The sequence below is a fragment of the Nocardioides hungaricus genome, from assembly GCF_054782915.1.
The window spans coordinates 228,477-248,956 of the sequence record NZ_BAAGRO010000020.1 but is presented as its reverse complement, the minus strand read 5'-3'; the positions used below and the strand labels follow the sequence as shown (position 1 = coordinate 248,956).

Below are 20,480 nucleotides of genomic sequence, written 5' to 3'. Positions count from 1 at the left end.
GGCGTGACGGGTCGGATTCTACGGGCGCCCGCCGACACCTTGTCAGCCGCGTGGGTCGTCGACCCGGCCGGTGAAGAGCGGCGTGCCGTGGTCGACGTCGTGGATGACGAAGTGGAAGGGCCGGTCGACCACCAGCGTCTGCCCGGCCACGGGCGCCGACTCCAGCCCGACGACGACCGCCGTGGCCGCGGCCGCCTCGGCGCCCCGCTCGTCGACGGCGACGAAGACCTGGTGGTAGACGTCGTCGATGAGCAGCGGCTCGGTCGCGGCCATCCGGGTGAAGTCCGCCCGAGCCTCGTCGAACGCCGAGGGCATGCCGAGCCGGGCGAGCGCGCCGCCGAGCGCCAGCTCGCTGCGGAAGGTCCAGCGCGGGAGCGCGAGGTCGACGGTCTCCGGCGACAGCGCGGCCAGTACGGCGGGGAGCGCGGCGACGTCCAGCGGCCGGTCGCGCTCGGGGAGCACCACCGTCAGCGCGAGCTCGCGGCCGGCGAAGGGCACCGAGGCCGCGGCCCAGCCGTCGCCCGCGGCGTACCCGCCCGACACCAGCCCGTGCATCGTCGGCACGTCGACGGTGCTGCCGTCGGCGAGCCGGAACGGGTCGTCGGTCGTGAGCGGCTTCGCGAACGGCTCGAGCCAGGGCGCCTTGAAGTAGAGCGCGTCGACCAGCACCAGCCGGGTGAGCGTGTCGACGGAGCCGCGCGGCAGCAGCTCCGGGATCCGGTCGCGGGTGCGCTCGGCGGTCCAGGCGTTGACCACCGCCCGGGACTCCTCCGTGGCGCGCTCGAAGTCCACGGTGCGCAGGCCGGTGCCGTACTCCCGCGCGAGCACGTCGAGGAAGTCCCGCTCCCACTCGACGCCCCGCTGCCCGAAGAGCTGGTTGGCGGCCTCCAGCGCGACCTTCCCGCGGGCCAGCCGGCCGAGCCGCCGGGTCAGCGCGTTGAGCCCGCCGTTGAGCCGGTCCTCCGAGCCGACCGCGAGGACGTCGAGCATCTCTTGGCGGGTCGCCCCCGCGGCGCCGTTGACGGTCATCGCGAGCGCGGCCACGAGGGAGTACGGCGACAGCGCCACGTTGCCGGGATCGCCGGCCGACTGCTCCCAGAGGCCGGAGGCCACCGCCCACATGGAGCCCACCGCGGTGCGCACCGCGCCGGGGTCGCCCGGTGACCGGGCCGCGGAGGACGAGACCAGCTCGCTGGTGCGAAGGGCCGCGCCGCCGGTGCGCTCGGAGCCGCACGCGGCGAGGAGAGGGCCGGCGACCCCGGCCAGGGCGGCGGTGCGCAGCACGGCGCGTCGGTCGAGCATGGCGGTGGGACGTCGGCGCCGGCCGGGCGGTTCCGGGCCTCCGTCCCCGTCGAGTTGGGCCAAAGTCCCCGTCGAGTTGGGCCTCCGTCCCGAACTTTGACCCAACTCAACGGCGAGTCCCGCCCAACTCAACGTCAGTCGCCGGTGCGGTCGGCGTAGGCCCTGGCGGCGGCGTAGACGTCGTCGACGTAGGACCGGTCGTGGTTGTAGGAGAGGACCGCGTCCGCCCAGCCGGCGCCGGTGGTGAGGTCGTTGCCGTCGGCGCAGAGATAGCGCGCGGCGGCGTACGCCGCGTCGTCGAGGTCGTTGGGGTCGGCGGTGCCGTCGCGGTCCCCGTCGGCCCCCCAGGTCGCCCAGGTGGAGGAGATGAACTGCAGCGGGCCCACGGCCCGGTCCCACTCCGGGTCGCCGGTGACCGCGGTGCTCTCGGGGGTGGCCGGGATCGCCGCGAAGCCGCCGGTGCCGTCGAGCGCGGGTCCGAGGATCGGCGTGGAGGAGCGGCCGTCGTCCCCGAGGGTGCGGCCGCCGAGGGTGCCGTGCTGGGACTCGACCCAGCCGATCCCGGCGAGCGTGGTCCAGCCGACGTCGCAGCCGCGCGGCTCGTTGAGCTGCGCGTTGGCGTACGCGCGCACCGCCGGCGCGGGGATGCCGGCCTTCGCGGCCGTGTCGGCGACCCACTGCGGGTCGACCTGTGCCGGGCCGACCGGCCGGCCGGGCCGCACCTCGCGGCCGGCCTGCGGCGACGGCGCGGGCGCCTGGAGGTACTGCCGGTCGACCACGACCGCGGTCGGCGCGGCGAGCACGGTCTGAGAGGCGAGGTAGCCGAGGCCCGCGACGGCCAGCAGCGCACCGCCCAGCCCCCCCATCAGGCGAGCAGGGGTCATCCGAAGCGGCCGTGCACGTAGTCGCTGGTCCGCGGGTCGCGCGGGTTCTGGAACATGGCACCAGTATCCCCGTGCTCGACGATGACGCCCGGAGTGCCCTGGGAGGCGAGGAAGAACGCGCACTCGTCGGAGACCCGCGCGGCCTGCTGCATGTTGTGGGTGACGATCACGATCGTCACCTCGCGGGCGAGCTCGGTCATGGTGTCCTCGATGACCCGGGTCGAGGTCGGGTCGAGGGCCGAGCACGGCTCATCCATGAGCAGCACCCGCGGCCTGATCGCGAGCGACCGGGCGATGCACAGGCGCTGCTGCTGGCCGCCGGAGAGGCCGCCGCCGGGCGCGTCGAGACGGTCCTTGACCTCGTCCCAGAGCCCGCCCTTGCGCAGGCAGGACTCCACCAGCTCCTCCCTGGCCGAGCGCGACGCCTTGGTGCCGGTGAGCTTGAGGCCGGCGAGGACGTTCTCGCGGATCGACATCGCCGGGAACGGGTTAGGCTTCTGGAACACCATCCCGATCGCGCGCCGGGCGTCGATGAGCCGCTTGTCGGGATGGTAGATGTCCTCGCCGTCGAGCCGCACCTCGCCGGCCAGCTGCGCCGAGGGCACCAGCTCGTGCATCCGGTTGAGGATGCGCAGGAACGTCGACTTGCCGCATCCGGACGGGCCGATCAGCGCGGTGATCCGGCCGGGCCGCATGGTCAGCGAAACCCGGTCGAGCACCTTGTGGGTGCCGAACCAGGCGGTGATCTCGCGCGCCTCGAGCTCGGCGAGGCGGGTCGGGTTCCGGGTCGGGCTCTCGGTGGCGGTGCTCATCTGCGTTCCTTGCTGGGAGGGCGGTACGGCGCCCGCGCCGGCCCGCCCGGGGAGGCGGGCGGGCCGGCGGGACGCATGTGGGTCAGTCCTGAGCGATCACTTGCGCCGGATCGTGAAGGACTTGGTGCCGCCGGCGACGGTCGCGTTGCCGACGTAGACGGCCTTGAGCCGGTTGAGGCCCTTGGCCAGCTTGAGCGTGAACTTCGCGCTGCCGTTCTTCAGGGTCGCGGTCTTGAGGACCTTGGCGCCCTTCCGGATCGACACCTTGCCGGTGGCGCTCGCGCCGGTCGCGGTCACCTTGACCAGGCCCTTGGCCTTGGCGCCCTTGGCCACCGAGGCCGGGAACGTCTCGGTGATCCTCGAGGCGGCCTTGACGACGACGGTCGCCTCGGCCTGCGAGCCCTCGAAGCCCTCGGCCGGCTCGAACACCGCGGTGTAGGTGCGCTCGCCCACGGCCACGCCCCTGACGTTGGCGGTGGCCCGGCCGGAGACCAGCGGCACGTTGCTGGCGACCTGCCGGTCCCCCTCGAAGAAGTCGACCGAGCCCTGCGGGGCGCTCGAGCCGGACACGGTCGCGACCAGGGTGACCGCGTTGCCCCTCGGGCTGCTCGCCTGGAGGGCGGTGGTGGTCGCGACCAGCTGGTTGACCTTGAAGTTCGTGGTCGCGGTCTGGGTCGCCGCACCGCAGACGCCGCCGTTCGCCGGGGTGGCGAGCTGCTCGAACCCGGCCTGCTCGATCAGCGGCCGCACCTCGGTCGAGCACAGCGCGCCGTCCTCGCCGAACGCCGCCTGGATCAGCGGGTCGGACAGCGAGGCGCCCCGGACGACGTTGTACAGCGCGCGGTCGGCGGAGAAGCCCTGCTCGATCCGCAGCGTGGTGCCGAGGAGCCCGGCGCGACCCTTCGAGAACGGCGCGATCGCGTTCGGGTTGCCCTTGATGTCGGTGTCGTCGTGCTCCTGCACCTCGGCGACGTTGGCGCCGAGGGAGACCGCGACGCCGCCGTTCATCGCCTTGAGCTGGTCGGTGAAGAAGCCGCGGGTGCCGGATCCGGACTGCGGAATCTTCGGCGCGATCACGCCGGCCTGGCCGCCGACCTCGGACCAGTTGGTGATCTCGCCGGAGTAGATGCCGACGATCTGCGCCGGCGTGAGGCTGGTCGGCGCGTTCGAGGGGACGTTGTTGGAGACGGCCAGCACCAGCGTGTCGAGGGCGAACGGGAAGAACTGCAGGCCCGCCTGGACCTCGGCGGTGCTGGGCCCGGAGGAGGAGCGGGCGAAGTCGACGTCGGTGTTGTTGTTGTCGCCGTAGAGGCGGCCCTTGCCCTGGCCGGAGCCGTTCGGGCGCGGGATGACCCCGCTGGGCAGCGGGATGTCGCCGCCGCCGAACGCGGCGAACGTCGCGATCCGGACGGGCGCCTGGCCGCTGTTGTTCCAGGCGTCCGCGAACAGCTTGATCGCGCGCTGGCTGGTGTCCGAGCCGACCCCGATCAGGTCTGCGGTGGTCGGGGCGAACGTCGTGTCGTCGGGCTGGGGAACGTACTCCGCGAACGCCGGTGCGGCGGTGAGGGCGACGGCGCCGCCGACCAGTGTGGCCGCCGCGACGCTCGCGATCGTCTTGCGTAGAAACATCCTGGTTTCGCTTCCTGTGTGGGTACTGCTGTTTCGACTGGAACTGCTGACGAGCGGTCAGATCAGGTTGGGCAGCAGGCGCATCACCACGTCCGTGGCAACCCAGGACAGTGCGATCACGAGGGGGGCCGCGACCACCCACACGAGCACTGCCGACCATCGCTGACGGGCAGCCACGACCCCGAGCGTCGTGGCCAGGAGCAGCGCCAGGCAGAGGGCGAGGAGCGGCAGTGCGCCCCCGTCCGCGGCCATGGCCTTCTCCGAATCGGGCACCGCGGCCGGGCGGCCGGGTGGAGCGGGGAACCCCTTCTTCGCGTCGGCGTCGACGTAGACGACCGAGTCGGGGGTGAGCGCGCCGAGCCGGCCGCTGCCCTCGGCGGTGACCAGGGTCAGCCGGGCGGCGCCCGCGGCGACCGGCTGCGGGAGGGGGTCGCCGGCGCGGCGTACCGCGGAGACGGTGAAGGTCTTGCCTCCCTGGGCGCCGACGACCTCGATCTCGTCGCCGGGCCGGAGCTCGGTGATCCGCGCGAACGGGCCGCCGTACGTCGCCGCGCGGCCGTAGACGACCGACGTGCCCTGCTGGCCGGGGAGCGGGGTGTCGCGCCGGTGGCCGGGCCCGGCGAGCAGGTCGCCGGACGCCGTGCCCTCGACCACCACCTGCTCGAGGTCGATGCCGGGGATGGTGAGCAGCGCGACCGGGTCGCCGACCGGCACCACCGGCCCGAGCGGCGGCGCCTTGTCCGGCGGGCCGGCGAGCGTGTACCGCAGCTCCTGGTAGAGCAGGTCCTGCGCGCGGCTCTGCTCGATCGAGCCGAGGAAGAGCAGCTGCGCGGCCATCCAGAGGCTGACGATCGCGACCATCGTGAACGCCGAGGACAGCACCGCCGCGGCGTTGTCGGACTTGCCCGGGGGCGGCGGGGGCGGCTTCGGCCGCCGCTGCCTCCGCTTCTTCGGCTCGGGCACGGGCGCGGGGTCCACGGCGGGCAGCACGGCGGTCATCGGCGCCTCCGGACGACCGGGCCGGCGAGGCGGAGGGCGAGGGTGACCAGGCAGCCGATCGCGCCGAGCAGGATCAGCAGCGGCAGCAGGCCGCCGGCCAGGCTCGAACTGACCGCCTGCGTGGCCGGCATCGCGACCGGCTCGGCCGGCGGGGTCGGCGCGGTCGAGGGCCCGCCGTCCTTCGGGGGCTTGCCGCCGCCGGGTACGCCGGGAGGCGGGCCGCCGCCGTCGGTGCCATCGCCCCCGCCGCCCGGGCCGCCGGGCTCCGTCGGCGGCTTCGGCTCGCGCTGCGCCTCGATGGCGGCCGCGGTCTCCTGGGCGGCGTCGAAGAGCTTCGCGGTCGCCCCGGACTTGCGGATCGGCAGGTAGCCCGCCGGGAGCTGCCCGTTGCCGCTGCCGGGGCGCTGGCCCTCGGTGGTCGAGATCCGGATGAACTGGGCGACCTTGGCCGCGTCCTCCTTCGCCAGGTTCTGCAGCCGGGCCGCGGTGTAGACGACCATCGTGCCCGGGTAGGCGTTGCCGGCCCGGCGCACGTCGCCCTGGTCGAGGGCGAACGGCCGGTGCGCCCGCTCGCGCCGCATCAGGCCGACCGCGGCCGCCAGGGAGCGATCGGTCGGCGCGACGTACCGCCCGGGCTTGGTCTCGAGCGCGGCCGCGCGCAGGCCGTAGCGCGCGGCGTCGCCGAGGCTGACGATGCCGAGCATGAACCGGCTGCCGAAGGACTGCCGGTCGATCCGCCCGAGCTTGTAGTCGCCGGTCGCCGGGTCGAAGTCGCAGCGGGTCTGGACGTTCGGCCAGGAGTCGAGCAGCGCCTCGGCGATCTTGCGCATGGTCGTGACCGGCGAGGCGATCTGGGAGAAGTAGACCCCCGGGTTCTTCTGCCGGCAGTCCGACTCGGTCTGCGGGACGTAGGTGTCCAGCAGCGGCCAGTCCGCGCGCGGCAGGTCGATGCCCCGGTACTTCGGGTTGACGACCATCCCCCACGGGTCCTTCTTCCCGCGGACGAAGTCCATCGCGGCCCGGTCCTGCGCGATGTAGGCGGTGAGCTGCTCGATCACGTCGGACTGGTTCGCCAGCGACAGCACGGTCGCGCCGACCTCCTGGCTGATCTGGCTGAGGCCCGGGTTCAGCTTGACGAACTCGGGGTCGTTCATGATCGCCAGGGGGTTGCCCCCGATGCCGGGGTGCCCGCGGCCGAGGTCGGAGCCCAGGTAGGACTGGGTGAGCAGCTTGGCCAGCAGCCGGGCGTTCAACTTCAGCTCGGTGAGCTCGCCGGCGTTGTCCGGCCGGTCGACCTGGAAGCCGACGGTGAATCCGGTGACCGCGGTCGGCGCGTAGCCGATCGGGTTCGGTCCCCGCTGCTCGCGCGCGGCGGACACCTCGGCGGCGACGCCGATGCCGGCCTCCATGTTGTTCCAGCCGGCCTCGTCGGACATCTGGTTGAGCTGGAACTTGAACCGGTCCTTGTTCAGGCAGTACGCCGGCGCCCACTGCAGCGCCGCCTGGGCGAGCAGCTCGGAGCCGTAGAAGCCGGTCGGCGCCCGCGGGTCGAGGACGTCGCAGGTGTCCGGCGGCAGGCCGAAGGTGATCGGGATCGAGAAGCGGTTCCTCCAGTTCGACGGCGACCACCACAGCGCCGGTGACACCGCCTGGTCGACGCCCTCGTTGGCGAAGTTGCTCGAGCCGGGCGCGAACCGGCCGCCCTTGCGGCAGGCCTGCTCCGAGCGGATCATCGGCGAGGAGGGCTGGTCGCAGGAGAGGCCGACGATCGGGATGACGACGATCGAGCAGGCGACCTTGTCGTTGCAGCCGAGCGACTCGTTCTCCAGGTCGCTGCGCACCTCGAACTGCACCTCGCCGCGGCCGTCGAGGTCGGTGAACGCCGCGATCTCGGCGGGCGGGAAGGCCGCGCCCACGGCGGCCTCCGGCGGCATGTTCTGGGCGTCGCACGCGGCGTACACCTTCTTGTTCGCGGCCTCGAACGGCGTCAGCTTCGTGGCGTACGGCGCGATGTCCGCGGTCGGGCAGACGTCGGTGCCCGGGAACGGGTCCATGCCCGAGACCCGGACCTTCTGCTCCGGGCTCGCGTCGAGGTCCTCCAGCCAGGCCGCCTCGGACTCGGAGCGGGTGATCTGCGAGCGCTGCGCGACCGACGCCGTCCAGCAGGTCTCGGGCCGCACCTGCCTGGCCCGCGGCAGCGACGGGTCGTCGGTGCCGCGGCACTGCATGATGACGACCGGGTACTCCTGGTTGAGCCCGTTCTCGCCGAACGGGTTGCTGGCCCGGCCGCCGCTGGGCTGCGCGCCCTTCCAGCTGATCAGGATCCGCTGCCGGCCACGCAGGTTCGTGGTCTGGTCGGCCGAGACCGTGACCCGGTAGCTCGGGAAGGAGTACGTCGACCCGTCGGCGTTCACGAACTGCCGGGTCAGCGTCTTGGTCTCGCTCCATCCCTCGGCCTTCGCCTTCGTCGTCGCCGGCGCGGCCGCCACGCTCGCGGGCACGCTCAGCCCGACCGCGAGGAGGGCGAGGACCAGCAGCCGCCTCACGGCCGGCCCCTTCCGGTGGTCGAGCCGGTCGAGACCCGCCGGCGCCGCAGGGCGACCATCACGAAGCCGGGCAGCAGCACCAGCGCCAGCAGCTCCAGCGCGGCCAGCCACCCGAACGCGGTCCGGTCCACGCTGCGCTGGGCGACCAGCTCGGTCGGGTTGGCGTAGACCGCCTCGCCCGTCGTACCCCCGGTGTCGCCGACGACCGCGCCGGTCTCCGGATCGATCGCGGCCGGCGCGTCGCCAGGCCCGCCGCCACCGCCGTTCCCTCCGTTGCCACCAGCGCCACCGCCGCCGGTGCCGTCGCTCCCGCCACCGCCGGTGCCGCCTCCGTCGGTGCTGGGCTGGTTGGTGCCGGTGGCAGTGCCGCACGGGCCGGCGCCGACCTTGTCGCAGGCCGCCGGCTGCGGCGCGATGTCCGCGAGCACGTTGCGGCTGAGGTTCTTGCCGTCGAAGGTCGGGTTGTTGCACGAGCGCACGTCGCGGTCGGTGAGGTCGACCCCGGAGTCGGCCTTCTTCAGCTTGGCGATCTGGTCGAACCCGGCCTGCACCAGGTTCAGCGGCAGCGGCGAGTAGCCGTAGGGCCCGGCCTTGGTCTGGCCCGCGCAGAGCGAGTAGTACATGAAGTCCGCGAGCGTCTGCCGCTTCGCGGTCGTCATCCGCGGGTCGTCCTTGCCGGTCGGGATGATCATGTAGGAGTACGACGAGATCGGGTACGCCCGCGGGTCCGGGTTGGTGAAGACGCCGTCGAGGATCTGGGTCAGGTAGAGCTGGCTGCTCCGGTTCATGTTGATCCGCGCCTTGGTCAGCGCGACCGCGGTGTTGTACTGCGTCGGCTCGACGAAGTAGCCGGCCTTGTTGAGCACCTTGACCACGGGGAAGTCGGCGTTGACCGGGTAGGAGTACTCGACGTACCCGATGGTCCCGTTGCCGGCGAACCCCTTGATCGTGTTCATCACCTGGTCCGAGCCGGCCTGGCTGACCATCCGGGAGCCGGACTTCTTCGGGTAGTACGACGTCAGCCCGGACTGGCCGAAGTACGGCCGCCAGATGCTCGGGTACTGGTCGTCCATCCAGGTCGTGAACTGCGCGGTCGTACCCGATCCGTCGGAGCGCACCACCGGGGTGATCGGCAGCGAGGGGAACTTGCGACCGTTGTTGTCCTTGGTGATCGCGGGGTCATTCCAGTCGGTGATCTGGTTGGTGAAGATCTTCGCGATCGTCTCGCCGGAGAGCCGCAGGTTGCGGACCAGCTCGCCCCCGACCTTGAGCTGGTAGGTGAACGCCGTGCCGCCGGCCACGATCGGCAGGTAGGCGTACTCGCGGCCGTTGCTGGTGTCGGCCTGGCCGCGCTCGTCGGTGCCCTGATAGGGGATCTCGGAGATCGCGAAGTCGGTGCTGTCCTGCGCGAAGTCCTTGCGGCCCTTGGTCGAGCCGCCGCCGGTGTAGACGACCTTCATGCCGTTGGCGTCGACGTCGGCGATCCACTGCTGGACGATCAGCTCCGACCAGGTCGAGCCGGTGCCCTCGATCTGCGCATAGGCGGCCGCGGTCGCGGTCCCGGGCAGCGAGGCGACGCAGGCGAGCGCCAGCACGAAGGCGAGGGCGGCGCGGGCGAGGCGGGTCACGGGGTCTCCTGGACGACGACGGGGCGGGGGCGCCGCGACCGCTTGGCCCTGGCCCGCTTCGGCCGCGCGACCAGACGGGCGACCACGAAGAGGACGAGCACGACGGCGAGCAGCACGGTGGCGGCGGCGAACGCCCGCGCGATCGCGTTCGGCTCGCCCGAGCGGACCGTGGAGTAGATGAACAGCGGCAGCGAGTTCATGACGCCGTCGGTCGGGTTGGTCACGAAGAACTGGGCGTTGCCGGAGGTCAGCAGCACCGGGCTGGTCTCGCCGATGCCGCGGGCGATCCCGAGGATGCAGGCGGTCGCGAGGCCGGGCCGCGCGGTCGGGAGCACGACGTGCCACACCGTCTTCCAGCGGCTGGCGCCGAGCGCGAGACTCGCCTCGCGCAGGCCGTCGGGTACGACGCGCAGCACCACGTCCGCGGCGCGCGCGATGATCGGCAGCATCATCACGCCGATGGCGAGCGCGGCGGCCAGCCCGGAGCGCGGGAAGCCGAGCGCGACGATGAAGACCGTGTAGATGAACAGGCCGGCCACGATCGAGGGCAGGGCGGTCATCGCCTCGACGACGGTGCGCACGATGCGGGAGAACCGGCCGCCGACCTCGCTCATGAAGACCGCGGTGCCGATGCCGAGCGGCAGCGTGATCGCGATCGCGATGCCCACCTGGATCAGCGAGCCGAGCACCGCGTGGGCGACGCCGCCCAGGTCGAAGGGGTCCTTGGGCCCGACGCCCGCCATGTCGTCGACGAAGAAGTTGACGTGCATCAGCGGCCGCCAGCCGCGCAGCACCACGAAGACGACCGCGCTGACCAGGACCGCGCCGACGACCAGGGCGCCGACGGTGATGACGTTCGCGGCGACCCGGTCGCGGACCTCGACCCAGCCGCCGGACAGCCCGGACGTCACCGTGGTCACCAGCAGCACGCAGACGAACCACACGACCAGCAGCCACGGCAGACCGGGCAGCGGCAGCAGCCGCTGGGTGATCAGCCAGGCGAGGCCGAGCGCCGAGGCCCAGGTGCCGATCTGCAGGAACCGCTCGTCGAGCGTCGGCCGCCCGAGCGAGGGCCGCGGCACCGGCGGCGGCGCGTCCTCGTCGTACGTCGGCAGGAACGTCTCGCCGACGATCTTGCTGCCGGCCTCGGGCGTGAGTGTCATCAGGCGTCCGTCCCGGCGCCCGAGCGGCTTCGGTTGACGATCACGGCGGCGATCGTGTTGACGACGAGGGTGATGAGGAACAGCACGAAGCCGGCGGCGAGCAGCGCCGAGAGCTGGCTCTTGCTGGCGTCGCCGAAGCGGCCGGCGATCAGCGCGGAGACGGTGTTGCCGCCGATCTCGAGCACCCGGCCCTTGACCTCGAAGGACGGCGAGAGGATCAGCAGCACCGCGATGGTCTCGCCGAGCGCGCGGCCCATCCCGAGCATGGTGCCGCCGATGATGCCGCCGCGGCCGAAGGGCAGCACGACCGAGCGGACCATGCCCCAGCGGGTGGCGCCGAGCGCGAGCGCGGCCTCCTTCTCCCCCGGCGGCGTCTGCGAGAACACCTGGCGCATCACCGCGCAGGACATCGGCAGCACCATCATCGCCACCGCGATGCCGGCGGCGAACATGCTGAAGCTGTAGCGGGAGACGTCCGGGACCGCCGCGTTCGGGTCGGCGTTGGTCACGTCGAAGAAGGGGACCCAGCCGAGGTTCCGGTCCAGCCACACCGCGAGATCGGCGGCGTACGGCATCACCAGGAAGTAGCCCCAGAGACCCCAGATGATCGACGGCACCGCGGCCATCAGGTCGACCAGTGAGACCAGCAGGCTCCGGATCGAGGCCGGGGCGTACTCGCTGATGTAGAGCGCGGTCGCCAGCGCCAGCGGGAACGCGATCGTCATCGCGACCAGGGCCACGCACACGGTGCCGGTGAGCACCGCGACGATGCCGAGCACGTCGGCCTCGGGCTGCCAGGACGCCTCGGTGAAGAAGCCGAGGCCGTAGTAGCGCAGCGTCGGGAACGCCTGCCAGCCCAGGAAGATGCCCACCCCGCCGGTGATGACCAGCACGGTCGCGCCGACCATCCGGCTCGCGTGCACGAAGACCGCATCCGCCCCCGTCGCCGTGCGGGAGATCATGCGGGGCCGGACGTCGGTGGTGCCGTCGTCTGGGACGGGGAGGGTGGTCACGCGCTGCTTCCTGGCGGTCGCTCCGTGGAGCGGGCTGCTGAATCGCCAGCAGTGTCAGGAGGTCACCGGAACGTTTGGCCCGCCCACGGTGAACGCCGGACGAACAGCGCGGCCCCCTTTGCCCAACAAGTACGCCGCCGAGGTTCCACGTAGTCCGAACGGGTCATGCCCGTCCGTCGCCCATGGCCCGAACGGGCCACGGGAGCGTGCTCGACCGCCGTTCAACTGTCGTTCGCGCAGCGGTGGCCCGGCGGTGTGCACGGTGGTCGAGGAGGTTGCGCAGCAACACCCCCGGTGGTCGAGGAGGTTGCGCAGCAACCGTCTCGAAACCACCGCGGCCCGTCGTGGCGGTGGTTTCGAGACAGGCGCCAGCGCGCCTTGTCCTCAGGCGGCAGGCATGGGTGCGGGTCCAGGCCCCGCACCGCACACGCCAGGGCCACACCCGAACAGGGGCGACAGGACGTGACGGCGCCTCCGCGTGTTCCGTTGTCCACATGGACACCCACCCGCTACGTTTGTCACGTGAGCTCGACCCGCGCATGCGGGCCACCGAGTTCGCGGTCAAGGAGGCCCCCGCGTAGGGGGCCTCCCTTCTTGTCAGGCGGGCCAGACGACGATGCCGTCGCGGCGATCCGACACCGCCTGGACCCGGCACGTGCCGAGTTCGTTCCACATGCGGTCATTGCAGATGCGTGCCCGCTTCCCCAGCGGAGGCAGCACCGCCCGGGTGGCGGCGTACGCCGCGAGGTCGGCCAGCTGCACGAAGTAGCTGTGCTGAGAGTCTCTGGGAACCGGGTCCTCGATCAGCATCGGGGCCGCAGTGGTGCGGTCCTGGACCCAGCCGATCTTGCGGTACCGGCGGACGTGCGCCCTGATCCGCAGGTTCGCGCTGCCGTTGTCGTGGACCAGGATGATCGGCGCGCCGGTCTCGATGGTCCGCAGTCGCAGGCGTTGGAGGAGGTACTCCCAGCACCAGTACTCCAGGTCGGTGTCGGTCTTGCGGATGCGCCCCTTGTGCATGACCACCGAGAACGCCCCGGAGGCCACCAGCGGGGCAACCCGCAGGTGGCGTTGGTAGATGTCCCTCAACTGACCGTCGCCCAGGCCCAGGTCGAGGAAGTGCTTCTTGATGTTGCACAGCCATTCGCCCTTCACCTCATCCCGCAGGCGCAGACCGTAGAGCCGCTTGAGTTCTCGCCGCATCTCCACCATCAGGTCCAGCCGGGAGGACCAGTGGTCTACGGGCACCAGGACGCACCCGAGGCCGAACGTCTTGGTGGCACCGGACTTCCACCCGGGGTCGCCGCTGTCGTCGATGTAGGCGAACTCAGCCCGGGGTGCCACATTGGTTGCCAGGAGGTCCGGGATCGAGATCGTCATCGGCAGGCCTCCGGCACGTGCCGACCGTAGGGCATGGCCCAGCTCGTGGAACCCGGTTGTCCACAGAAGCATCCGCTGCTAGGTCGGACCCCCACGATGGACGGATGGACCGGCCCACGGGTGCGGGTCCGGCAGCTTCGGGCTCAGGACGTCTGCGGGATGCCCTGGGCGGCCCCCACCTCGGCCAGGCTCCGGAGCAGACAGAATTCGTTTCCCTCGGGATCGGCAAGCACACCCATCCCGTCGTGGGTCCCTCTATTGGTCCGGCAGCATCCGGGTCGGCGAGGGTCACCCAGCCCGACCCCGGACCGTGGATGCCGCGGTGGTCGGTGACCACGGTGGCACCCTGGGCCAGCAGCGTCGCCAACTCCTCGTCGCGCGACGCCGTCCGCGGGCGCAGGTCGAGGTGCGCGCGGTTCTTGACGACCTTGTCGTCGGGCACCTCGATGAAGAGCAGTTGGTGGCCGGTCTCGGGGTCGCGGATCATGCACTCCTCGTGCCCGGACTCGTTCGGGTCGCCCTCGATGTCGACGTAGCCGAGCACCGGCTTCCACCACTCGGAGAGCTCGTAGGCGTTGCGACAGTCGATGGTCGTGTGCGAGACGAACGCGGTCATGGCGCCCATCCTCCCGGCGTACGCCGCCGGCCTCAACCGGTGAGGTCGTGCCGCTTGACGAACGCGACGATCCGCTCGGCCAGCTCGGGGCGGCAGACGATGAGGTCCGGGAGGTAGACGTCGTCCTGGTTATAGCGCAGCGGCGTGCCGTCGACGCGCGAGGTGAAGAGCCCCGCCGCCCGGGCGACCGCGACCGGCGCGGCCGAGTCCCACTCGTACTGACCGCCCGCGTGCACGTAGGCGTCGGTGACGTCGCGGGCCACCGAGATGACCTTCACGCCGGCCGACCCCATCGGCACCAGCTCGGCGTCGAGCTCCTCGGCGAGCGCGTGCACGAACGCCGGCGGGCGGCTGCGCGACACCGCGATCCGCGGACGCTCCGACGTCGAGGGCGGTACGACGGGCGGCCGGCCCGTGTTGAACGTCTCCCCGAGCGCGGGCTGGGCGACGGCACCGGCGACCAGGTCGCCGTCCTGCCAGAGCGCGACGTGCACGGCCCAGTCGTCGCGGGGCACCTCGGAGAACTCGCGGGTGCCGTCGAGCGGGTCGACGATCCAGACCCGGCTGTTGTCGAGGCGGGCCTTGTCGTCCTTCCCCTCCTCCGACAGCACGCCGTCCTCGGGTCGGTGCTGGGCGAGCAGGTCCATCAGCAGCTCGTGCGCGGCCCGGTCGCCGGCGTCCTTGAGCTCGCGGCCCTCGAGGCCCTCGCCCCGGACCTCGAGCAGGCGCTCCCCCGCGACGGTGGCGAGCCAGGTGGCAAGCACGTGGTCGTCGGAGGCGGCGGCTGCGGGCGGGGTTCCGGGATCGAAGGTCACGGCGGACACCTTACGAGTTGTAGCTCTGCTGGGTCCGTTCGAGGCCGTCGCTCACCAGCGACTCGACAGCGTCGGCGGCCCGGTCGACACAGAACGGCAGGATCTTCCGCTCGGCCGAGGAGTAGGTGGACAGCACGAAGTCGGCGACGTCCTGGCGGCCGGGCGGCCGGCCGATGCCGACCCGGACGCGGTGGAAGTCGCCGGTGCCGAGCGAGGAGCGCATCGAGCGCAGGCCGTTGTGGCCGTTGTCGCCGCCGCCGAGCTTGACCCGCATCGTGTCGAACGGGATGTCCAGCTCGTCGTGGATCGCGACGACCCGCGCCGGCGGCACCCTGTAGAACGACGCGAGCTGCTTGACCGGCCCGCCCGACTCGTTCATGTAGCAGCGCGCCTTCATCAGCACGACCCGCGGCCCCGGCGTACCGGGGGCCCCGAGCCGGCCCTCGACGACCTCGGCCCGGCCGGACTTGTGTGCGCGGAACGGCGCGCCCATCCGCCGGGCGAGCTCGTCGACGACGAGGTAGCCCACGTTGTGCCGGTGGCCGGCGTAGGTCGGGCCCGGATTGCCGAGCCCGACCACCAGCCACACCGGCGTGGAGTCGGCCATCGGATCCGGGCCCTTCCTGAGTCTCGACCGGCTCGACCACCGAGCGCGGAGGATCACTCCTGCGACGTGGCCTCGCCCTCGGCGGGAGCGTCCTCGGCGCCGACCTCGTCGACGTCCTTGTCGGCCTCGTCCTTCTCGATGCCGGCCTCGGCCTCGGCGGCCTCGAGCTCGGCCTCGAGGGCCTCGGCGGAGACCTGCTGGGTCACGTTGACGACCAGGGTCTCGCCGTCGGTCAGCAGGGTGCTGCCGGACGGGAGCGTGAGGTCGGAGGCGTGGATCTGGGTGCCGACCTCGGCGCCCGCGATGTCGACCTCGACGTACTCGGGGATGTGCGTCGCCTCGGCCTCGATCTGGATGGTGGCGTTCTCGGTGACGACCAGGGTCTCCTTGGCGGCCTCGCCGACCAGGTGGACCGGCACGTCGACGGTGACCTTCTCGCCGCGCCTCACCGCCACGAAGTCGACGTGCTCGAGGTGCCGCCTGATCGGGTCGACCTGGACCTGCTTGGTCAGGGCGAGCTGGGACTTGCCCTCGATCTCGAGCTCGAGCAGCGCATTCGCGCCGCCGTGCTTGAGCGCCATCATGGTGGCGTGGCCCGGCAGCGTGACGTGGATCGGGTCGTTCCCGTGGCCGTAGATGACGGCGGGAACCTTGTCCTCGCGGCGGATCCGGCGGGCCGCACCCTTGCCGAACTCGGTGCGGGCCTCGGCCTTGATCTTCTCGGACATGCGGACTGCTCCTCGGTGCGTACTGGCTGCTGCTCTTCGTCTGCGGGCCTCGGCACGACGGCTCGGCTCGATCGGAACGATCAGCCAGCCCTGTCGATCACGGAGCACCCAGAGACTCCGGGGAGCTCCCTCGCCGAGGCAACCGCGCCAGCCTAGCGGCGGTACGCCGAGAGGGCCAATCGTCAGGTGTTGCCGTCGAACATCGAGGTGACCGAGCCGTCCTCGAAGACCTCGCGGATCGCGCGCGACACCAGCGGCGCGATCGAGAGGCAGGTGAGCTTGTCGAACTCGCGGTCGGCGCTGAGCGGCAGGGTGTTGGTGACGACGACCTCGGCGGCCGGCGAGTTCTTGAGCCGGTCCACGGCCGGGTCGGAGAGGATCGCGTGGGTCGCGGCGATGACCACGCCCGCGGCGCCGTCGGCCATCAGGGCCTCGGCGGCCTTCACGATGGTGCCGCCGGTGTCGATCATGTCGTCGACCAGCACGCACATCCGGTCGGTGACGTCGCCGACGACCCGGTTCGCGACGATCTCGTTGGGCCGGTCCACGCGGCGGGTCTTGTGGATGAACGCCAGCGGCGCGCCGCCGAGGCGCGACGACCAGCGCTCGGCGACCTTGATCCGGCCGGCGTCGGGCGAGACGACCGCGAGCGGCTGGTCGCCGTACCTCTCCTTCACATGCGCCGCAAGGATCGGCAGCGCCATCAGGTGGTCGACGGGGCCGTCGAAGAAGCCCTGGATCTGGTCGGCGTGCAGGTCGACGGTGATCAGCCGGTCGGCGCCCGCGGTCTTGAACAGGTCGGCCATCAGCCGCGCCGAGATCGGCTCGCGGCCCTTGTGCTTCTTGTCCTGGCGGGCATAGCCGTAGAACGGCATCACGACCGTGATCCGCTTGGCCGACGCGCGCTTGAGGGCGTCGACCATGATCAGGTGCTCCATGATCCACTCGTTGATCGGCGCCGTGTGGCTCTGGATCACGAAGGCGTCGCACCCGCGGACCGACTCCTCGTAGCGCACGTAGATCTCGGAGTTCGCGAACTCGTAGGCCGACTGCGGGACCAGGTCGGTGCCCAGCAGCGCCACGACCTCCTCGGCGAGATCGGGGTGGGCCCGACCGCTGAAGACCATCAGGTTCTTCTCGGTGGTCTTCTTGTATCCGGTCACGGTTGCCGCTCCCTCGATCGCCGGAGGCCGTCGATCAGGATTCTGCCACGTCCCGTTCACCCTCCCGTCGGTCGCCCGACCGGTCCTCCAGGGCCGCCTCGGCCGCCTCCGCCTGGGCCGTCCCGGCGCGCTTCCGCAGCGCCCACTCCGCCAGGTTCCGCTGGGGTCCGCCGGACACCGCGAGGGCCCCGGGCGGCACGTCGCGGCGTACGACGGTGCCAGCGCCGGTCGCGGCGCCGTCACCGATCTCGACCGGCGCGACGAACGTGTTGTTCGACGCCGTCGTGGCGTGCCGGCCGACCTTCGTGCGGTTCTTCTGCACGCCGTCGTAGTTGGCGAAGATCGTGCCGGCGCCGATGTTGGTGCCCTCGCCGATCTCGGCGTCCCCGACGTACGAGAGGTGCGGGACCTTGGCGCCCTCGCCGATCTGCGCGTTCTTGGTCTCGACGAAGCCGCCGATCTTGCCGCCCGCGCCGAGCGCGGTGCCCGGCCGCAGGTAGGAGAACGGGCCGACGCTCGCGCCGGCGCCGATCACGGCGAGCTCGCCGTGGGTGCGTACGACGCGGGCGCCGCTGCCGACCTCGCAGTCCTTGAGGGTGCAGTCCGGGCCGACCACCGCGTCCTCGCCGACGGCGGTCGCGCCGAGCAGTTGCACGCCGGGCAGGATCGTCACGTCGGGCGCGAGCGCCACGTCGGCGTCGATCCAGGTGGTGGCGGGGTCCATCACGGTGACGCCCGCGCGCATCCAGCCGTCGACGATGCGGCGGTTCATCTCCGCGCCCAACCGCGCCAACTGCGCGCGGTCGTTGACGCCCTCGGTCTGCATCACGTCGTCGATCGGGTAGGCCCCGACGGTCAGGCCGTCCTCACGGGCCAGGCCGATCGCGTCGGTCAGGTAGTACTCGCCCTTGGCGTTGTCGTTGCCGATCCGCGGCAGCGCCGAGAGCAGGAACTCGGCGTCGAAGGCGAGGATCCCCGAGTTGATCTCGCAGACCTCGCGCTGCTGGGGGGTCGCGTCCTTCTCCTCGACGATCGCCTCGACGTCGCCCTCGTCGTTGCGCAGCACCCGGCCGTAGCCGAACGGGTCGGCGACGACACCACTGAGGACGCTGACCGCCCGCTGCGCCGCCTCGTGCTCGGCCGCGAAGTCGCGCAGCGACTCCCCGCGCAACAGGGGCGTGTCGCCGTACGCCACCAAGACGGTGCCATCGATGCCCTGCCCGCTCTCGGCCGCCGCCTCGACCGCCATCCGGACCGCATGGCCGGTGCCGAGCTGCTCCTCCTGCACCGCCAGTACGGCGTCCGGCACCAGCTCGAGGATGTGCGAACCGACCTGCTCGCGCTGGTGCCCGACCACCGCCACGATCCGCGCCGGCTCGACCGCCCGCGCGGCGGCCAGGACGTGGCCGATCATGGTGCGCCCCGCGATCGGGTGCAGCACCTTCATGGTCTTGGACCTCATCCGGGTGCCGCCACCGGCGGCCAGGACGACGACGGTCAGCTGGCTCACGCTCCCCGGGTAGGAGTCGAACCTACGTCGCTAGTCCTGATTCAAAGTCAGGCGGGCCCTGCCGGCAGACCAACCGGGGATTGCTCTGATTGCTGCACCCAGGCTAAGGCCCGCCCGGCGGGGCGGCATCTCGGCCCGGCAGACGTCATCCGGACAGTGTGTCCCCTTCCACCGTCCGGATGACGTCAGGCGGCGCCTCGCTGCCAGCAGCCGCGCTCAGACGGCCGCGAAGTCAACCGGTGTCAGCCGCTCGACGTCGAGCTTCGAACGAGCCTCCCAGAGGTCACGCGCATCCTGCATCGCCAGCCAACTCTCAGCCGAACGGCCGAGCACGCGCGAGAGCCGGAGCGCCATCTCGGGCGTGATGCGGCTCGACCCGTTGAGCACCCGCGTCAGGGTCGAAGCAGAGACCTCGAGCTTCCCGGCAAGGACACGAGCACTGAGATTGAAGGGCTCGAGGTAGGTCTCGGCGATGAACTCGCCGGGGCGGGGCGGGTCGTACATCGTCGTCGGCGTGGTCGTAGCCATCAGTGGTAGTCCTCATAGTTCAAGACGTAGGCGTCCCCATCGCGGAACTCGAGCGTCACTCTCCAGTTGCCGTTGACGGTGATCGACCACCGCCCCCGGTCCGGCCCCTTGAGTTGGTGGAGCCGATAGCCGGGCACATCCATGTCATCGATCGTCTGCGCCGTATGCAGAGCCGCGAGCTGGAGGCGCAATCGCCTTGCATGCGCCGGCTGCACGCCCTTGACCGAGCCCTTCTCGAACAGATCGCGCAAGCCCTTGTGCTTGCAGGACCTGATCACTCCCGTAGTGTAGCATGATGCGCAACACGCAACGACATGGGGCCCTTCTATCGTTGCCGCCCCCTACGGCTGAGGAGCCGATGCTGGCCAAGTTGCCACGTGGGGCGAGGTCCTGGCGATGCTTCCGGCGTCCAGCCGGAGTCCGAACGGACGGCCTGTGTCGCTGTCGACGGTCAGGGCAGGGTGCTGACGTCGTACTGCTTGACCATCTCGTCGACGGTGATCAGAGTCGCACCCTCGACCTGTGCCTGCGCGACCAGCATCCGGTCGAACGGGTCGCGGTGAAGCAGCGGAAGTGACGCGACCCTGCCGCCGTGAGCGGCGGTGAGAGGAAGCTCGATGAAGCCGTCGCCCTCGATCCCCTGACCGAAGTCGTCGTCGACCACCAGCCGCCCGATCGACTTCTTGACCGCGATCTCGGCGATCGAGACCGCAGAGACGAACGCGTCGTGATCCGGGTCGGCGATCATGCCGCGCAGCTCCTCCGACAGCTTAGGAGTCGTCCCACCACCACAACAGGATGTGAGTGTCGAGGATCAGCCTCACGACGCGAGCGGATCCGAGCCGTCGCCGTACCAGGCCACCTCGTCATCCTCGGTCCACTCATCGAAGTCGCCCGAGACCCGGACCCGCCCCTTCATCCGCCCCGGGACGCGAACAGCGCGCTGAGCGACCGGGCCGAGCTGGGCGACAGGCTTGCCGTTGCGCGCGATGACGGTCGTCTCGCCCGCCTCCGCGGCGGCGATCAGCCGGCCGAGGGAGGACTTCGCCTCGTAGACGTTGACGGTGGCCATGGCAGCCATCGTATGTCGGTTGACCAGGCCTGGCCAGGCTACGGACTAGGCGGCACTCTGCGCCGGCGGCGATTCGCGACCGGCG

The 20,480-nt window shown here is 71.6% G+C and carries 20 protein-coding genes and 1 tRNA gene; all 21 read right to left on the bottom strand.

From position 1 onward, the window contains the following. Window positions 1-42: 42 nt before the first annotated feature. Window positions 43-1,302, bottom strand: a complete 1,260-nt coding sequence (locus tag ACYVKX_RS10300) for a serpin family protein (RefSeq protein WP_460831615.1) — start codon at window positions 1,300-1,302, stop codon at window positions 43-45. A 134-nt stretch (window positions 1,303-1,436) separates the two neighbouring features. Further along, window positions 1,437-2,186 (bottom strand): lytic murein transglycosylase, encoded by a 750-nt coding sequence (locus ACYVKX_RS10295; RefSeq protein ID WP_460831613.1) that lies wholly within the window; start codon window positions 2,184-2,186, stop codon window positions 1,437-1,439. Further along, the gene (locus ACYVKX_RS10290) at window positions 2,183-2,998 is read right to left on the bottom strand and encodes a phosphate ABC transporter ATP-binding protein (RefSeq protein ID WP_460831610.1); all 816 of its coding nucleotides are present in this window, start codon (window positions 2,996-2,998) and stop codon (window positions 2,183-2,185) included. The genes ACYVKX_RS10295 and ACYVKX_RS10290 overlap by 4 nt, the downstream gene beginning before the upstream one ends. Before the next feature lie 96 nt (window positions 2,999-3,094). Next, the gene (locus tag ACYVKX_RS10285; RefSeq protein ID WP_460831606.1) at window positions 3,095-4,627 is read right to left on the bottom strand and encodes an Ig-like domain repeat protein; all 1,533 of its coding nucleotides are present in this window, start codon (window positions 4,625-4,627) and stop codon (window positions 3,095-3,097) included. A 57-nt stretch (window positions 4,628-4,684) separates the two neighbouring features. After that, window positions 4,685-5,626 (bottom strand): class E sortase, encoded by a 942-nt coding sequence (locus tag ACYVKX_RS10280; protein ID WP_460831604.1) that lies wholly within the window; start codon window positions 5,624-5,626, stop codon window positions 4,685-4,687. Next, window positions 5,623-8,172 (bottom strand): hypothetical protein, encoded by a 2,550-nt coding sequence (locus ACYVKX_RS10275; RefSeq protein ID WP_460831602.1) that lies wholly within the window; start codon window positions 8,170-8,172, stop codon window positions 5,623-5,625. Before ACYVKX_RS10275 ends, ACYVKX_RS10280 begins: the two co-directional genes overlap by 4 nt. After that, the gene (locus tag ACYVKX_RS10270) at window positions 8,169-9,800 is read right to left on the bottom strand and encodes a substrate-binding domain-containing protein (protein WP_460831600.1); all 1,632 of its coding nucleotides are present in this window, start codon (window positions 9,798-9,800) and stop codon (window positions 8,169-8,171) included. Before ACYVKX_RS10270 ends, ACYVKX_RS10275 begins: the two co-directional genes overlap by 4 nt. Then, window positions 9,797-10,963 carry a phosphate ABC transporter permease PstA gene (gene pstA / locus ACYVKX_RS10265; protein ID WP_460831598.1) on the bottom strand — a complete coding sequence of 389 codons (1,167 nt, stop codon included), beginning with the start codon at window positions 10,961-10,963 and terminating at the stop codon, window positions 9,797-9,799. Before pstA ends, ACYVKX_RS10270 begins: the two co-directional genes overlap by 4 nt. Then, window positions 10,963-11,976: a phosphate ABC transporter permease subunit PstC gene (gene pstC, locus ACYVKX_RS10260; RefSeq protein ID WP_460831596.1), complete on the bottom strand. Its 1,014-nt coding sequence runs from the start codon at window positions 11,974-11,976 to the stop codon at window positions 10,963-10,965. Before pstC ends, pstA begins: the two co-directional genes overlap by 1 nt. Before the next feature lie 597 nt (window positions 11,977-12,573). Then, window positions 12,574-13,356, bottom strand: a complete 783-nt coding sequence (locus tag ACYVKX_RS10255; RefSeq protein WP_460831594.1) for a DUF3800 domain-containing protein — start codon at window positions 13,354-13,356, stop codon at window positions 12,574-12,576. After that, window positions 13,304-13,972, bottom strand: a complete 669-nt coding sequence (locus tag ACYVKX_RS10250) for a VOC family protein (protein WP_460831590.1) — start codon at window positions 13,970-13,972, stop codon at window positions 13,304-13,306. The genes ACYVKX_RS10255 and ACYVKX_RS10250 overlap by 53 nt, the downstream gene beginning before the upstream one ends. Before the next feature lie 32 nt (window positions 13,973-14,004). Further along, window positions 14,005-14,787 carry a 3'(2'),5'-bisphosphate nucleotidase CysQ gene (locus ACYVKX_RS10245; protein ID WP_460831588.1) on the bottom strand — a complete coding sequence of 261 codons (783 nt, stop codon included), beginning with the start codon at window positions 14,785-14,787 and terminating at the stop codon, window positions 14,005-14,007. Window positions 14,788-14,797: 10 nt separating this feature from the next. Continuing rightward, on the bottom strand, window positions 14,798-15,394 hold the full coding sequence (gene pth, locus ACYVKX_RS10240) for an aminoacyl-tRNA hydrolase (RefSeq protein WP_460831586.1): 597 nt from the start codon (window positions 15,392-15,394) through the stop codon (window positions 14,798-14,800). Window positions 15,395-15,447: 53 nt separating this feature from the next. After that, window positions 15,448-16,122 (bottom strand): 50S ribosomal protein L25/general stress protein Ctc, encoded by a 675-nt coding sequence (locus ACYVKX_RS10235; protein WP_460831584.1) that lies wholly within the window; start codon window positions 16,120-16,122, stop codon window positions 15,448-15,450. A 182-nt stretch (window positions 16,123-16,304) separates the two neighbouring features. Further along, window positions 16,305-17,285, bottom strand: coding sequence for a ribose-phosphate diphosphokinase (locus tag ACYVKX_RS10230; protein WP_460831582.1), 981 nt, complete (start codon window positions 17,283-17,285; stop codon window positions 16,305-16,307). Between the two features lie 34 nt (window positions 17,286-17,319). Continuing rightward, window positions 17,320-18,795 (bottom strand): bifunctional UDP-N-acetylglucosamine diphosphorylase/glucosamine-1-phosphate N-acetyltransferase GlmU, encoded by a 1,476-nt coding sequence (gene glmU, locus ACYVKX_RS10225; protein ID WP_460831580.1) that lies wholly within the window; start codon window positions 18,793-18,795, stop codon window positions 17,320-17,322. A 1-nt stretch (window position 18,796) separates the two neighbouring features. Beyond that, window positions 18,797-18,875, bottom strand: a tRNA-Gln gene (locus tag ACYVKX_RS10220). A 136-nt stretch (window positions 18,876-19,011) separates the two neighbouring features. Beyond that, entirely contained in the window at window positions 19,012-19,323 is a 312-nt protein-coding gene (locus ACYVKX_RS10215) for a HigA family addiction module antitoxin (protein WP_460831578.1), read from the bottom strand. After that, window positions 19,323-19,601, bottom strand: coding sequence for a type II toxin-antitoxin system RelE/ParE family toxin (locus tag ACYVKX_RS10210; RefSeq protein ID WP_460831576.1), 279 nt, complete (start codon window positions 19,599-19,601; stop codon window positions 19,323-19,325). The genes ACYVKX_RS10215 and ACYVKX_RS10210 overlap by 1 nt, the downstream gene beginning before the upstream one ends. A gap of 173 nt (window positions 19,602-19,774) precedes the next feature. Then, window positions 19,775-20,080 carry a type II toxin-antitoxin system VapC family toxin gene (locus tag ACYVKX_RS10205; protein WP_460831653.1) on the bottom strand — a complete coding sequence of 102 codons (306 nt, stop codon included), beginning with the start codon at window positions 20,078-20,080 and terminating at the stop codon, window positions 19,775-19,777. 63 nt (window positions 20,081-20,143) lie between these two features. Next, window positions 20,144-20,395 carry a type II toxin-antitoxin system Phd/YefM family antitoxin gene (locus tag ACYVKX_RS10200; RefSeq protein ID WP_460831574.1) on the bottom strand — a complete coding sequence of 84 codons (252 nt, stop codon included), beginning with the start codon at window positions 20,393-20,395 and terminating at the stop codon, window positions 20,144-20,146. Between the last annotated feature and the right edge of the window lie 85 nt (window positions 20,396-20,480).

Bases quoted from the DNA above. Each gene is read 5' to 3' on its own strand.
- ACYVKX_RS10300 (WP_460831615.1), bottom strand. From the start codon at position 1,302: ATGCTCGACCGACGCGCCGTGCTGCGCACCGCCGCCCTGGCCGGGGTC.
- ACYVKX_RS10295 (WP_460831613.1), bottom strand. From the start codon at position 2,186: ATGACCCCTGCTCGCCTGATGGGGGGGCTGGGCGGTGCGCTGCTGGCC.
- ACYVKX_RS10290 (WP_460831610.1), bottom strand. From the start codon at position 2,998: ATGAGCACCGCCACCGAGAGCCCGACCCGGAACCCGACCCGCCTCGCC.
- ACYVKX_RS10285 (WP_460831606.1), bottom strand. From the start codon at position 4,627: ATGTTTCTACGCAAGACGATCGCGAGCGTCGCGGCGGCCACACTGGTC.
- ACYVKX_RS10280 (WP_460831604.1), bottom strand. From the start codon at position 5,626: ATGACCGCCGTGCTGCCCGCCGTGGACCCCGCGCCCGTGCCCGAGCCG.
- pstA (WP_460831598.1), bottom strand. From the start codon at position 10,963: ATGACACTCACGCCCGAGGCCGGCAGCAAGATCGTCGGCGAGACGTTC.
- ACYVKX_RS10255 (WP_460831594.1), bottom strand. From the start codon at position 13,356: ATGACGATCTCGATCCCGGACCTCCTGGCAACCAATGTGGCACCCCGG.
- ACYVKX_RS10250 (WP_460831590.1), bottom strand. From the start codon at position 13,972: ATGACCGCGTTCGTCTCGCACACGACCATCGACTGTCGCAACGCCTAC.
- pth (WP_460831586.1), bottom strand. From the start codon at position 15,394: ATGGCCGACTCCACGCCGGTGTGGCTGGTGGTCGGGCTCGGCAATCCG.
- ACYVKX_RS10235 (WP_460831584.1), bottom strand. From the start codon at position 16,122: ATGTCCGAGAAGATCAAGGCCGAGGCCCGCACCGAGTTCGGCAAGGGT.
- ACYVKX_RS10215 (WP_460831578.1), bottom strand. From the start codon at position 19,323: ATGGCTACGACCACGCCGACGACGATGTACGACCCGCCCCGCCCCGGC.
- ACYVKX_RS10200 (WP_460831574.1), bottom strand. From the start codon at position 20,395: ATGGCCACCGTCAACGTCTACGAGGCGAAGTCCTCCCTCGGCCGGCTG.